Origin of the sequence: Polaromonas sp., from assembly GCF_016185115.1 — a bacterium.
Lineage (GTDB): Bacteria > Pseudomonadota > Gammaproteobacteria > Burkholderiales > Burkholderiaceae_C > Polaromonas.
Window position 1 is genome coordinate 402,122 of the sequence record NZ_JACPOF010000021.1, and the last position, 13,080, is coordinate 415,201.

The 13,080-nt window shown below is 60.9% G+C and carries 12 protein-coding genes; 8 read left to right on the plus strand and 4 right to left on the minus strand.

Annotated features, from left to right (window positions below):
• Window positions 1–147: 147 nt before the first annotated feature.
• The 3 genes from HYX42_RS17320 to HYX42_RS17330 all read right to left on the minus strand — a co-directional run bounded on the left by HYX42_RS17320 (window position 148) and on the right by HYX42_RS17330 (window position 2,486).
• Window positions 148–429, minus strand: coding sequence for a DUF3567 domain-containing protein (locus HYX42_RS17320; RefSeq protein WP_293405311.1), 282 nt, complete (start codon window positions 427–429; stop codon window positions 148–150).
• 132 nt (window positions 430–561) lie between these two features.
• The gene (locus tag HYX42_RS17325) at window positions 562–1,647 is read right to left on the minus strand and encodes a DUF3108 domain-containing protein (protein WP_293405313.1); all 1,086 of its coding nucleotides are present in this window, start codon (window positions 1,645–1,647) and stop codon (window positions 562–564) included.
• Window positions 1,644–2,486 carry an IclR family transcriptional regulator gene (locus HYX42_RS17330; RefSeq protein ID WP_293405315.1) on the minus strand — a complete coding sequence of 281 codons (843 nt, stop codon included), beginning with the start codon at window positions 2,484–2,486 and terminating at the stop codon, window positions 1,644–1,646. Before HYX42_RS17330 ends, HYX42_RS17325 begins: the two co-directional genes overlap by 4 nt.
• A 135-nt stretch (window positions 2,487–2,621) precedes the next feature.
• On the opposite strand from HYX42_RS17330, the gene HYX42_RS17335 reads away from it, so the two are divergent.
• The gene (locus HYX42_RS17335) at window positions 2,622–3,608 is read left to right on the plus strand and encodes a fumarylacetoacetate hydrolase family protein (protein ID WP_293405318.1); all 987 of its coding nucleotides are present in this window, start codon (window positions 2,622–2,624) and stop codon (window positions 3,606–3,608) included.
• A gap of 85 nt (window positions 3,609–3,693) precedes the next feature.
• Complete coding sequence (locus HYX42_RS17340) at window positions 3,694–4,578, plus strand: transporter substrate-binding domain-containing protein (RefSeq protein WP_293405320.1); 885 nt, start codon at window positions 3,694–3,696, stop codon at window positions 4,576–4,578.
• Window positions 4,579–4,629: 51 nt separating this feature from the next.
• On the opposite strand, the gene HYX42_RS17345 is transcribed toward HYX42_RS17340, so the two are convergent.
• Window positions 4,630–5,043: a VOC family protein gene (locus tag HYX42_RS17345; protein ID WP_293405323.1), complete on the minus strand. Its 414-nt coding sequence runs from the start codon at window positions 5,041–5,043 to the stop codon at window positions 4,630–4,632.
• Between the two features lie 142 nt (window positions 5,044–5,185).
• Here HYX42_RS17345 and HYX42_RS17350 point away from each other — a divergent pair, with 142 nt between their 5' ends.
• The 6 genes from HYX42_RS17350 (at window position 5,186) to HYX42_RS17375 (ending at window position 13,059) form a co-directional block, all read left to right on the plus strand.
• A complete protein-coding gene (locus tag HYX42_RS17350) occupies window positions 5,186–6,361 on the plus strand; it encodes a mandelate racemase/muconate lactonizing enzyme family protein (protein WP_293405325.1) in 1,176 nt (391 codons plus the stop codon).
• Between the two features lie 26 nt (window positions 6,362–6,387).
• Window positions 6,388–7,308, plus strand: a complete 921-nt coding sequence (locus tag HYX42_RS17355; protein ID WP_293405327.1) for a 2-dehydropantoate 2-reductase — start codon at window positions 6,388–6,390, stop codon at window positions 7,306–7,308.
• A gap of 102 nt (window positions 7,309–7,410) precedes the next feature.
• On the plus strand, window positions 7,411–8,274 hold the full coding sequence (locus HYX42_RS17360) for a PhaM family polyhydroxyalkanoate granule multifunctional regulatory protein (protein ID WP_293405329.1): 864 nt from the start codon (window positions 7,411–7,413) through the stop codon (window positions 8,272–8,274).
• Window positions 8,275–8,352: 78 nt separating this feature from the next.
• Window positions 8,353–9,648, plus strand: a complete 1,296-nt coding sequence (locus HYX42_RS17365) for an FIST N-terminal domain-containing protein (protein ID WP_293405331.1) — start codon at window positions 8,353–8,355, stop codon at window positions 9,646–9,648.
• A gap of 240 nt (window positions 9,649–9,888) precedes the next feature.
• Window positions 9,889–11,859 (plus strand): MFS transporter, encoded by a 1,971-nt coding sequence (locus tag HYX42_RS17370; protein ID WP_293405333.1) that lies wholly within the window; start codon window positions 9,889–9,891, stop codon window positions 11,857–11,859.
• A 72-nt stretch (window positions 11,860–11,931) separates the two neighbouring features.
• A complete protein-coding gene (locus HYX42_RS17375) occupies window positions 11,932–13,059 on the plus strand; it encodes a zinc ribbon domain-containing protein (RefSeq protein ID WP_293405335.1) in 1,128 nt (375 codons plus the stop codon).
• Window positions 13,060–13,080 lie beyond the last annotated feature (21 nt).

The window sequence follows — 13,080 nt, forward strand, 5'->3', positions numbered from 1 at the left end:
TCTGGAGCAGGTTCGAGCGTCCAAACCAGGCTGCAGAACGCAAAAAAGGCCAAAACATGGCCTTTTTTACCCCTCAAATCGGCTGCAGCCCTTTAAATACGTACGTGAGCAGCTACTGAATTAATAGCGTTGACCTGCTCCAGGCGCTCAGTGCAGCGAAATTGGCGTGTTCGCCAGGCCGCTATAGCCTTCCAGCGTGTCTTCGATCTCCTGCTGGGTAGGGGTGTTTTGTTGCCAGGCGCTCAGGCGCTGCTGGAACATCTCTGCCCATGATCCATCAAGGTAAACCTCTTTGCCAGAGCGCTTGTCCACGATCTCGAAGCCGTGGCGTTCAAGTTCGGGCACTTGGGGTGCGGGGGCCGACTCCTCAGGCGCGTTGGCGTGAATCTGCACCACCACAAAGGATTCGGAGTCATAAAGCATTTGCATGGTGGGCTTCCTTTTGTTGAGGTCTTGCTAGTGAGATAGCAACGATGGTGCCAAGTTCAAGGGCGGCCATGTAAATCAAGGTATCTGGAGTCAGGTGATGCACAGTATGCAGCCAAAATGCACACCTTTGGCCTATAGCGGCCTGATGATCTCCGACAGGTTCTGGTCTATGAAGTCGCCATTTTGCTGCGTGATTCGATTGCGCACCGGCAGGTACCCCAGTGAAGGCGCATACCAGATCTCGACTTTCTGGTCGTATTCGCGGCGTGGTTTGCGGGTCAGCTTGACCGTGGCGAACTCCCCTGCCGGCAACTGCAGCTTTTCTTCAGTTTCGACCACAAAAGTCCAGGTGTCCGCATCGCGCGGGCCTACGGTGTAGATCGTGACCTCGCTGCCCTGGGGGAAATCACCGGGTCTGGCGGCCAGCATGCCGGCCAGCTGCATGAACACGCTGACCCTGTCCTGCGCGCCCTCAACCCAGGGCGCGTCCGGCGTGTTGGCGCTGAAGGTGATCTTTCTTTTTCCGGCGTCGAAATGCGCGGCCTGCTCGCTCCTGAAGCGGTCGGCAAACCGCGTGGGTGCCAGACCGGCCTCCGTCACGCTGCCCACGCTCGTCATGGTGCGTGAGCCGAGGAACATGGCGCTGACCTTCATGTAGGTGTCGTATTCACCGACATTTGCCTTCCAGCCCAGTTCGGCGCTGGCGTAGTAATTCATCCCTTTGGAGCCACCGGTCATCTTGTACTGCAGCACAACCGAGGACGGCAGCTTGATGGCCGTGACCAGTGTGGTGGCCGGGCCTGCGGGAGGCGTCGCGGTACTGGCCGCGACTGTTGGTGATGCGGCGGGCATCGCGACTGGCGGGGCGGTGGGGGTCGCCAGGGCGGTTTGCGAACTTTCGGGTTCGCTGACCTGCACGTCAGGGGGGGGCGCGGGCGCCTCGGCAACCACAGCCGGACGCTCAACTGGCGGTGGTCGTGGGCGCGGTGGTGGTTTGGGTTTGACGACAGCAACTGGTGCCGGCAGCGGCGCAACGGGCACTGGCGGGCGTTCTGGCTCAATCATGCGGGTCTCAAATGCAGCCGTGGCGACGCCCGGGTCCAGCTTCATGCCGAAACTGCCGGGTGCAGCCTTCAGCGCCAGCAGGTGCACGGCCAGAACCAGGAGCGCCAGCAGCGCGAGTTGCCGCCAGGAAGGCATGCCCTTGCTGCGCATCATGCGGCGACGAACCCAAGGTCTGCAGAAAGCTGCGTTGCCGCCGCTTTCAAAGGCTTCGCCACCTGGCCGTCCCATGCCGAATCAAAATTCGCCAGCGAGCCCAGCGCTACCATGCCCAGCACCATGTGGCCGTCGGCATCAAACACCGGCGCGCAAAAACCGGCGACGCCAGGCATCAGCGTGTTGATGACGCGGCTGATGCCGCGCTCGCGGATCTCTTCAAGTGTTTTTGTCACTTCGGCCATGCTTGAGGGCACGTCGGTGCGTCCGGATTTCTGGGTGCGAGCGAGTTCATCTTTCAGCAACAGGGTGAGCCGCTCGCCGGCTGTTTTGCGGCCCAGGCCCACAAAGGCCAGAAAACACAAACCTGTGGCCGAAGACAACAGCGGCATGACATCGCCGAGTCGAAGATTCACGGTGATGGCCTGTGGCGATTCTTCCCAGTGCACCATGGTCGGCCCCTGGTTACCCCAGACGGCCAGCGCCAGCGTCTGGCCTATGTCTTCCATCAGGGGGCCTATACGCTGGCGTGCCAGCTTCACGCTGTCAATGCGCGCCAGGGAGGCGAGCCCTAACTTCAGTGCCGCCGGACCAAGGTCGTAACGGGTTGTTCCGACATCCTGAACCACCAGAGACAGGCGCTGGAAGCTCACCAGATAGCGGTGCGCTTTGGCTGCATTCATGCCGGCGGCTGCAGCCAGGTCGCGCAGCATCAAGGGTCCGCCCGATGCGGCCAGAACCTGCAGCAGGCTGAAGCCAACCTCGACCGACTGTATGCCGGCGCGCTGCGGCCCATCGCTCTCAAGGTCTGTATCTTCTGGTTGCGCCCGCTTGTTCATGCTCTTGAATTAGAATTGAGAATTACATTTAGGTAAATTAATTTCACTTATCGTAACTCTGACGAGGGGTTGCGGCATGCATATTGATAGACTGACTCCCAAAATCACGCTGACATCCAGCCAGACAGGACTTTGATGAAACTCGCTACCTATAAAGACGGATCACGTGACGGCCAGCTGATTGTGGTCTCGCGTGACCTCTCGACCGCCCATTATGCGACGGGCATCGCCGGCAAATTGCAGCAGGTTCTGGACGACTGGAACTTTATGTCTCCACAACTGGAAGACCTTTACCAGGCCCTCAACAACGGCAAGGCACGGCACGCATTCCCGTTTGACCCGGCGCAGTGCATGGCGCCGCTGCCGCGTGCGTACCAGTGGGCCGACGGCTCGGCCTTCATCAACCACGTGGAACTGGTGCGCAAGGCGCGCAACTCCGAGGTGCCCGCATCTTTCTACACCGACCCCCTGATGTACCAGGGCGGCAGCGACGACTTTATGGGCCCCTGCGATGACGTCGTGGTGGCCAGTGAGGACTACGGCATCGACTTTGAAGCCGAGGTTGCAGTGATCACCGCCGACGTGCCCATGCGCGCCACGCCCGAACAGGCGCTCGAAGGCATACGCCTGGTCATGCTGGCCAACGATGTCTCCCTGCGCAACCTGATTCCCGACGAGCTTGCAAAAGGCTTCGGTTTTTTCCAGAGCAAGCCCGCAACGGCTTTCAGCCCTGTCGCCGTCACGCTCGACGAATTGGGTGACACCTGGAAAGACGGCCGCCTGCACCTCACCCTGCAAAGCACCTGGAACGGTCGCAAGGTCGGCATGTGCGAAGCCGGCCCCGAGATGACCTTCAGCTTCGGCCAGCTGATTGCCCACATCTGCAAGACACGGAATGTGCGTGCCGGCAGCGTGATTGGCTCGGGCACCGTGAGCAACAAGGACTGGAGCCATGGCTACAGCTGCATCGCCGAAAAGCGCGCGATTGAAACCATTGAGGACGGCAAGCCAAAAACAGAATTCATGAAGTTCGGCGACACCATACGCATCGAAGCCAGGGGCAGGGACGGGCAGTCGGTGTTTGGGGCGATTGACCAGAAGGTGGTGAACCGTTACGGTTGAGCCTGCAGTGCGCTCTTTACGCCAGCGCGGCTGTTAACCAATAATGCCCTATTGCAGGCGAACGGTCGCCCGCCCCGGAGACGCGATGAAAAACGACAGGCCATCGATTCGGTATTTTGCGGCGATGCTGGTTCTGACCACCCTGCTGGCGCCTGCTGCGTGGGCGCAAAACACCCTGGAAAGGGTGAAGAGCCGCAGCATGCTGGTGGTCGGTTACCTGGACAACGCATCTCCGTTCTCGTTTGCGAACGGCGGGAAAGCACTGGGCTACAGCATTGACCTGTGTGCGCCCATCATTGAACGCATCGCCGTCGCTTCAGGTGCGAAAGACCTGCGTGTGGTGTATCAGTCGGTAGAGCTCGGGCGTGCTGTCAACCTGCTGAGAAACGGTGCGATTGACCTGATGTGCGCCAACCTGAGCGATACCCCTGAAAGGCGCAAGCTGGTCGCCTTTTCACCGCCTGTCTATTTCGCGGCGGTTCGCGTGCTGGTGCGCAGCAGCGACAAGCTGGGCTCGGTGCAGCAACTGGCGGGTAAAAACCTGGTGCAACTCGGGGGCAGCACTGCCAGACGTGCGCTGGATGCCTACGCCGCAGCCAACGGCCTGAAATGGCAGGTTGCCAACATGCTGGAACATGACGCCGCCATGAGCCAGTTGCAGCTCGGCCAGGCCGATGGTTATGCCCGCGACGACATAGTGCTCAGCAACGCCCTGCGGGCTCTGAAAGACCCGGCGCAATTTACGCTGTTGCCCGAGCGCCTGTCGTCCGAACCCATTGCCATCGCCTACCGGAAGGCGGACCCGGCAATGCAAAAGCTGGTCGATCTGTCGATTGTGGAGGCCATGCGCGGGGGCCAGTTCGCCGAGGTTTACGAGAAATGGTTCACCCGGCCGATACCACCGGAAAACAGGGCCCTTGATCTGCCCATGTCGCGCGAACTGCGGAGTTTGCTGGCCGCAGCCAGATAACTTTCGGCCGGCATCCCGACGCTGCCATGGGCTTGAACCTTTGGTGATGGTTCAAGCGGCGTAAAGGGTGTCGAGGTTTTTGAAACCCTTGATCTCCAGCGGGTTGCCGAAAGGGTCGCAGAAGAACATGGTCCACTGCTCGCCGGGTTGGCCTTCAAAACGCACCTGCGGCTCAAGGACGAATTCTGTTCTCGCAGCCTTCAGGCGTTCGGCCATGGCCTGCCAGTCGGGCAGGGCCAGCACCAACCCGAAGTGCGGCATGGGCACCAGCTTGTCGCCCACGTGGCCGGTACGCTCGGTCCTGAAGGGTTCCCCCAGGTGCAGCGAGATCTGGTGGCTGAAAAAATCAAAGTCCACCCAGGTTTCGGTGGAGCGGCCTTCGGTACACCCCAACACGCCGCCGTAAAAGCGGCGGGCGATATCGAGGTCACGCACATTGAAGGCAAAGTGGAACAGGCTTTTCATGTTTGCCAGCTTATCAGGGCATCGCTTGCACGTGCAAGCCGGGCCTGGTGGCAGGCAGTGCAAAATCAACCCAATTAAAAAAAGAGACACTGATGGAAGGTTGACAGGGAGTCACGTGAGTTGTTGAAGAACCTGGCAGACCATGCGCATCACCGATATACGAGAGCTTTCCGTGCAGTTGCAGGGCAATGTGGCCAATGCCCTGGTGAATTTTTCAGAGCACACCATTTCGCTGGTGGCTGTTTTTACCGATGCCGTCCGCCACGGCAAACCCGTCATCGGGCTGGCCTTTGATTCGATAGGCCGCTATGCGCAGGGCGGCATCCTGCGTGAGCGCATCATCCCGCGTGTGATGGCTGCCGCCAGGTCTGACCCCGCAGGGTTGCTTGATGCCACTGGCCTCGCATTTGATGTGCCGAAGCTGCTGCAGGTGATGCTGAAAAACGAAAAGCCCGGCGGCCATGGCGACCGGGCGGCCGCCATAGGCGCGCTTGAGCTTGCCTTCTGGGACATCAACGCCAAACTGGCGGATGAGCCGGCATGGCAAACCGTGGCGCGCCATTTCTGCACTGACGCCAAAACTGATGGCGTGCATGTCTATGCAGCCGGCGGTTACTACTACCCCGACGACAGCACGCAGCGCCTGCGCGATGAATTCCGCGCCTACCAGGACATGGGTTTTGATGCCTTCAAGATGAAGATAGGCGGCGCATCGCTTGCAGAAGACATGGCGCGCATTGAAGCTGCGCTGGATGTCGCCGGGCAGGGCAGGCGGCTGGCCGTTGATGCCAATGGCCGCTTCGACCTAAAAACGGCGCTGGCCTATGCAAAAGCCATGGAGCCGCTGGACTTGCGCTGGTATGAAGAGATCGGTGACCCGCTTGATTACGACCTGAATCGCCGTGTGGTTGAAGCCTACAGCGGCACCGTGGCCACAGGCGAGAACCTGTTTTCGGTGCCCGATGTTAACAACCTGCTGCTGTTCGGCGGCATGCGGCCGGGGCGCGATGTGTTCCAGATGGACCCAGGCCTGAGCTACGGGCTGATTGAATACGGACGCATGCTCTCGCTGATGGAGTCACGTGGTTTCAGCCGCACAGACGCGCACCCGCACGGCGGCCACCTGATCAACCTGCACATCGCGGTCGGGCTGGGGCTGGGCGGTTGCGAGGCCTACCCGGGTGTGTTCCAGCCGTTTGGCGGCTACCCGGCGGGCTGTGCGGTGGGTGGCGGGCTGGTCCGGCCCACCGCTGCGCCCGGCTTTGGGCTTGAAGAAAAACCGGAGCTGGCGCCCTTCATACGCCAGCTCACGGCCTGATTAAAAAGATACGAACGGAGACAGTCATGAAAGTGGCAATTGTTGGGTGCGGCGCAATGGGTTCTGTCTACGCCGGCCTGATGGCCGATGCAGGCAATGAGGTGCTGGTGGTCGACGGCTGGCAGGCACATGTCGATGCGATCAATGACAAGGGCCTGCGCATCGAAGGCGCCAGTGGCGACCGCACGGTGAAGCTGCGCGCCTTCAGCCCTGCCCAGGCGCCGGCGCGGGCGGTGGACCTCATCATCGTGGCGGCCAAGGCCGTACAGGTGGCCGATGCCGCCCGGACTGCCGCTGCCCTGATGGGTGCAGACACCCTGGTGCTCACCATACAGAACGGCCTGGGCAGCGCAGACATCGTTGCCGAGGCAGTGGGCAAGGACAGGCTGGCAGTGGGCATTGCTGCCGCGTTTGGCGCGTCCATGCGCGGCCCCGGCCACGCGCATCACAACAACATGAATGCCGTGAAGGTGGGGGCTTATGCGGGTCTGCCTGCGGCGCGTGTCGAGGAGGTTGCTGCGCTCTGGCGTGCGGCAGGCTTCAATGCCGAGGCCACGGACAACGTGGCCGCCATGCAATGGGAAAAGCTGATCTGCAACGTTGCTTTCAGCGCGCCCTGTGCGCTCACCGGCCTCACGGTGGGTGAGGCGATGGACGACCCGGACATAGGCCCACTGGGCATGGCTGCGTCGCTTGAGGCCTGGCACGTCGCGCGCGCCCGCAACATTGCCATCCATGTGAGTGACCCCGAGGCCTTTGTGAGGGCCTTCGGTGAGCGGGTGCGCCATGCCCGCCCCTCCGTATTGCTTGACCACGATGCGCGCAGGCGCAGCGAAATTGATGTCATCAACGGCGCCGTGCCACGTGAGGCCGCCAAATGCGCCATGGCGGCACCGGTGAACGCCTCGCTGACGGCGCTGGTGCGCCAGAAAGAGCGTGATTTCTGATGCGCCGGCAAAAATGGGTTGACGGGTTGCACAGGCGCTGCACAATGAAGGCGCAGTACAAAAAGACAACTTCAACAGCGCACACCACGCCAGGAGACAAGCATGAGCGACTCGGACAATCCATCTTTCGCGGGCTTCGGCAAGTTTGTGCCCGGCTTTGATTTTTTGCAGAACCTGGCCACGCAGGCCGCAGGCAGCGCGGCCCAGAAAATCCCGCAGTTGCCCAACCTGGGCAACTGGGTTGCGCCCACACTCAATGTTGAAGAGCTGGACAAACGCATTGAAGAGCTCAAGGCCGTTCAGTTCTGGCTTGACCAGAATGCCATGGCGCTCAAGGCCACCATACAGGCGCTGGAAGTGCAGAAGATGACGCTGGCCACCCTGAAGGGCATGAACTTCAACATGGGCGATGTGGCCAATGCCTTCAAGCTCAAGGTGGCTGACAGCGTGGCCAGCGGCGTGCAGAGTGTGACCGAGAAGGCCAAAACCTTTGCGGGCCTGGAAATTCCGCCCACCAGTTTTTCATCAGAAAAAGAAGCAGATAAAAAACCGGCACCGTCCAGGGCCAAAGCCACGAAGGCGAAATCAGCTGCTCCCGCCCCCGGCGGTGTGGTCGACCCCATGCAGTGGTGGGGTGCACTGACACAGCAGTTCCAGACCATTGCAGCAGATGCGATGAAAGACGCGGCCAAAAAGACGGCCTTGAACACCGGCAAAAATCTGGCCACGGGTCTTGCCAGGGATGCCATGAAGACCGCCACGGGCATGGCGAGAGGCGTGGCTGAAAGCGCGGGCAAGACGGTGGCTGGCGGTGCGCGCGCGGCCATGAATTCTGCGCTGCGCAGCAGTCAGGCCTGGCCCTCGCCGCTGGCTGCTGCGCCAGCCTCGTCCCGTACGCCCGCATCGCGGGCCAAACCCAAAACAAAAGCTGCGCCGCGCAAGGTCGCAAGAAAGACCTCGCGCTAGTTACCCAGATACAAGTTCATAGGCAAAATCCGGGGCTGTAGTCCTCTTTAACGCAAGTGCGGCAAGTCCGGCAAGATCATGAAACTTTTCCCCTACGGCCACGCCACTCACCCGCAATGGCAGATGGCGGCCGGCCTTGTGCTGGCGCAATTGCGCGCCTACATGGCACTGCCCGGTTATGCCACCGCGCCCACACTGGCCCTGCTCTACATCACCGACCACTATGCGGCGCATGCGCAGGATATCCTGGATCACCTGAGCGCCGAATTGCCCGAGGTGCCAGACTGGAGCGGCACTGTCGGTGTGGGCATTGCGTCCAACAATGTTGAATATTTTGACGAGCCAGCTTTGGCGGTGATGTTGTGTGAGCTGCCGCATGACCAGTACCGCGTGTTCTCAGGTGTCTCGCCGCTGCCGCCGTCCAGCCATCGCTTCAAGGCGCATACCGCGCTTGTGCATGCCGACGCGGGCACGCCTGATGTGGCAGAACTGATTGCCGAGATGGCGGCGCGCACCGAGAGCGGTTATGTGTTTGGGGGGCTGGCATCAAGCCGGTCGGCGACGGTGCAGTTCGCACTCAGCGGTCATGGCAACGTCAAGGGCCAAGGTGCGGCCAGCGGTGTGTTCAGCGGCGGCCTGAGTGGTGTGGCTTTTGCGCGCGACATGTCGGGCGGCATGGCGCTGATGTCACGCGTCACACAGGGCTGCCAGCCTGTATCGGGCAACCATGAAATCACCGCGTGTGAAGGCAATGTCGTGACCGGGCTCGACGGCCAGCCCGCGCTGGATCTCATGCTGGCCGAGCTGGGTGTGTCGCTGGACGAACCGCGCGAAGCGCTGGCCAAAGTGCGCAGCACGCTGGTTGGCCTCAGTCATCCCGATGACCGGCTCAACGACGTGCACATTCATCATGCCGGACAGTTTGGTGCCGAAGTGGTGGTGCGCCACATCATCGGGCTTGACCCCACGCGCAAAGGCATTGCGATTGCCGAAGCGCCATCGGTCGGCATGACCCTGGCGTTCTGCGAGCGCAACCGCGAGGCCGCCCGTGCCGACCTGATACGCGTGTGCGCTGAAATTCGCGAAGAGCTTGAGCCTGAAGAAGTCACGCTTGAAGTCGCCAGTGCCCTCAGCGCGCCTGAAGCTGAATCAGCACCGCATGCAGCCAGACGCATAGCGGGCGCGATTTACGTCAGCTGCTCGGGCCGCGGTGGCCCGCACTTTGGTGCTCCCAGTGCGGAGCTGCAGATTGTCCGCCGCGCGCTGGGCGATGTGCCGCTGGTGGGGTTTTTTGCAGGGGGTGAAATTGCGCGTCACCATCTGTATGGCTATACCGGCGTGCTGACGGTGTTTACCGCGAAGGAAGAGGCCTGAGATGTTGCGGCGCAATGCGGCGCGGGCCGCTGCGTGCCGGACATACGCGGATCCCTTCTGTTCAAAAGACAGCGGCGATGCCGTGTGCACGGGCGGTTGCGTGACAGCGCAGGCATCCATGTTCACGACGCCGACCCGCTAGACTGCTCATCTTCCACCTGTCCTGCGCCTTGCTGCGTGCCTTTTCGCCGCAGTGAAGCGATGGCGGGCACATCCCCTTTCTGAACGGAACAAACAGCCATGAGTGTTGACGATGCAAACGGGACAAGGCAGGCCAGGGACCTGGCGATTGGACTGGACCCGCATACGCACCCCAACCAGTTCGCGCTGCTGGCCCAGCGCAGGTTTGCGCCCTTCTTCTGGACGCAGTTCTCCGGTGCAGCCAACGACAACCTGTTCAAGTTTGCCTTCACCGTGATGGTGACCTACCAGCTCAGTGTGAACTGGTTGCCGCCCGCCATGGCGGGGCTGGTGATTGGGGCGCTGTTTATCCTGCCCTTTCTGCTCTTTTCGGCCACCAGCGGGCAGCTGACCGACAAGTTTGAAAAAACGCGTGTCATCCGTTTTGTCAAGAATCTTGAAATCGCCATCATGCTGCTGGCAGCTTCGGGCTTTGTCAGCGGCAACATCAATTACCAGGTGCCGGTATTGCTGGCCTGCACCTTCCTGATGGGCCTGCATTCCACGCTGTTTGGCCCCGTCAAGTTTGCCTACCTGCCGCAGGCGCTGAACGAACGCGAACTCACTGGTGGCAACGGCATGGTCGAGATGGGCACCTTTGTGGCCATCCTCCTTGGCAATATCGTGGGCGGGCTGATTGTGGCGATACCTGGCGTCGGCCCGCACTATGTGGCACTGGGCTGTGTGCTGCTGGCTCTGGCAGGCCGCGCAGCTGCGCAGTTCATTCCGCTGGCGCCTGCCACCGATCCCCATCTGAAAATCAACTGGAACCCGGTCACTGAAACCTGGCGCAACCTGAAGCTGGCAGCGGACAACGTGGTCGTGTTTCGCTCCATGCTGGGAATCAGCTGGATGTGGTTTTTCGGTGCAGTGTTTTTGAGCCAGTTCCCCAGTTTTGCCAAAGACGTAATGCATGGTGACGAGCATGTGGCGTCGCTCCTTCTTGTGGTGTTTTCCATCGGCATTGCCACGGGCTCACTGCTGTGTGAGGTACTCAGCAAGCGTCATGTCGAGATCGGCCTGGTGCCCATGGGCGCAATTGGCATGAGCGTTTTTGCCATTGACCTTTATTTCGCCTCACGTGGCATGCCTGCTGCCGGGTTGATGGGCGTGGGGGTCTTCCTGTCGCAGCATTACCACTGGCGCGTGATGGCAGACCTCGCCCTGCTCAGCCTGTTTGCGGGCCTGTACAGCGTGCCCATGTATGCGCTGATCCAGTTGCGCAGCCAGCCCACGCACCGCGCGCGCATCATCGCCGCCAACAACATCCTCAACGCGCTGTTCATGATCGTGAGTTCCATACTCGCGGGCGCGTTGCTGGGCGCGGGTTTCACGGTGCCGCAGATATTCCTGTTCGTCGGCCTGGCCAATGCGGTGGTGGCTTTCTACATCTTCATGCTGGTGCCCGAATACCTGCTGCGTTTTGTGGCTTTCCTGATGTCGCGACTGGTCTATAGATTTCGCATCACCGGTGACCACAACATACCGACCTCAGGCGCTGCGGTGCTGACCTGCAACCATGTGAGTTTTGCGGACCCGGTTCTGCTGATGGCCGCCAGCCCGCGCCCCATCTACTTCGTGATGGATCACCGCATCTTCAAAACCCCGGTGCTGGGCTGGTTTTTCAGACTGGCCAGGGCCATACCTATTGCTCCCAAGTCCGAAGACCCGGCGCTTTACGAAGCTGCTTTCGAGGCTGCAGCAAAGGTGCTGCGTGATGGTGACCTTCTGGCCATCTTCCCTGAAGGCGGCATCACCAAAAATGGTGAGTTGCAGGAGTTCAAGGGTGGCATCATGAAAATTATCGAGAACGCCGAACGCGACGGACTCGCTATGCCGGTGATTCCCATGGCCCTGACCAACCTGTGGGGCTCCTTCTTCAGCCGTGCTGAAAAGGGCGTGGCCATGGTCAAACCGTTTCGCCGTGGTGTGTGGAGCCGTGTGGGCCTGAATGTGGGCAAGCCTGTTGCCGCGAAAGATGTGCAGCCGCAGGCCCTTCGTGAGGCCGTGGCCGTGCTGTTCGAAGCCTGAACTTTGCCGGCGGCAATGGTGGGCACGCTCCCATAGGCAATACTCCCCATATCCGGAAATCAGGAGATATTCATGAGCAAGGCACTTCGCTTGTCCGAAAAGTGGTTTCACCGCGGCCTCTGGCTGGTTGCCCTGGTGTTTGCCGGCTTTCTTATCGGTCTGGGCGGCACCGTCGTCGGCGACCTTCCAAAAGTCGAAAAGCAGCTGTCGGTTGAAGACTATATGGATTCGACCATCACAGTCCCGGCGCGCAACAACATCCGCGCAGCTGAAAAGGCAGGACAGGATGCTGACACTGCGCTGGAGCAGGCGCTGCTCAAGCGCAAGGCCGCGCAGGCAGACTCGGCTGCTGCCCGCGAGACCTTCAACAACTGGCTGTCCACGCGGCGTGCCACCCAGCAGGCCGACCAGGACCCAGAACTCATCGCACGCACCAGGGCGCTCGATGCATTGAAAGAGAAGGAGCGCGCCTCCGGCGTCGCGGTCGAGGCGCAGCAGCAGGCGGCACTCGATGCCAGACAGGCGGTGACGCGTGAGCGCCGCAAGCTGGCCGATATGGAAGCCGTCGCGCAGCAAAAGCTCAATGCCGAATACAGGCGCATTGAACTGCGCGTTTTTCTGTACCGCCTGGCGCTCACCCTTCCGCTGCTGGTGGTGGCCGGCGGGCTGTTTGCAAAAAAGCGCAAGACCACGTACTGGCCATTTGTGTGGGGCTTCATCATCTTTGCGCTGTTTGCCTTTTTCGTTGAGCTGGTGCCCTACCTGCCGAGTTACGGCGGTTATGTGCGCTACATCGTCGGCATCATCGTGACGGTGGTGGTGGGGCGGCAGGCCATCGTCTCGCTGAACCGCTACCTTGAAAAACAGAAACTTGCCGAGCAGTTGCCTGATGCGCAGCGCCGCGAAGAACTCAGTTACGACACCGCGCTGACGCGTCTGTCCAAAGGTGTGTGCCCGGGCTGCGAGCGTGCGGTGGACTTCAAGAACACGGGAATCGATTTCTGCCCGCACTGCGGCATAGGCCTCTTCGACCACTGCACCGTGTGCAAGGCACGCAAAAGTGCATTTGCCAAGTTTTGCCATGCGTGCGGCAGCAGTGCAGACCGCAGCAAACTGCTGACGCCTTTGCTGAAGGCAACAGATGCTGCCAATACAAAGACCGGTGCACCTGAATTGCCCGGAGACTCGCAGCCGACCTGAGCCAACTCAAGACAAGTAACG

Bases quoted from the DNA above. Each gene is read 5' to 3' on its own strand.
- HYX42_RS17375 (WP_293405335.1), top strand. From the start codon at position 11,932: ATGAGCAAGGCACTTCGCTTGTCCGAAAAGTGGTTTCACCGCGGCCTC.
- HYX42_RS17335 (WP_293405318.1), top strand. From the start codon at position 2,622: ATGAAACTCGCTACCTATAAAGACGGATCACGTGACGGCCAGCTGATT.
- HYX42_RS17345 (WP_293405323.1), bottom strand. From the start codon at position 5,043: ATGAAAAGCCTGTTCCACTTTGCCTTCAATGTGCGTGACCTCGATATC.
- HYX42_RS17365 (WP_293405331.1), top strand. From the start codon at position 8,353: ATGAAACTTTTCCCCTACGGCCACGCCACTCACCCGCAATGGCAGATG.
- HYX42_RS17330 (WP_293405315.1), bottom strand. From the start codon at position 2,486: ATGAACAAGCGGGCGCAACCAGAAGATACAGACCTTGAGAGCGATGGG.
- HYX42_RS17350 (WP_293405325.1), top strand. From the start codon at position 5,186: ATGCGCATCACCGATATACGAGAGCTTTCCGTGCAGTTGCAGGGCAAT.
- HYX42_RS17360 (WP_293405329.1), top strand. From the start codon at position 7,411: ATGAGCGACTCGGACAATCCATCTTTCGCGGGCTTCGGCAAGTTTGTG.
- HYX42_RS17370 (WP_293405333.1), top strand. From the start codon at position 9,889: ATGAGTGTTGACGATGCAAACGGGACAAGGCAGGCCAGGGACCTGGCG.
- HYX42_RS17340 (WP_293405320.1), top strand. From the start codon at position 3,694: ATGAAAAACGACAGGCCATCGATTCGGTATTTTGCGGCGATGCTGGTT.
- HYX42_RS17320 (WP_293405311.1), bottom strand. From the start codon at position 429: ATGCAAATGCTTTATGACTCCGAATCCTTTGTGGTGGTGCAGATTCAC.
- HYX42_RS17355 (WP_293405327.1), top strand. From the start codon at position 6,388: ATGAAAGTGGCAATTGTTGGGTGCGGCGCAATGGGTTCTGTCTACGCC.
- HYX42_RS17325 (WP_293405313.1), bottom strand. From the start codon at position 1,647: ATGATGCGCAGCAAGGGCATGCCTTCCTGGCGGCAACTCGCGCTGCTG.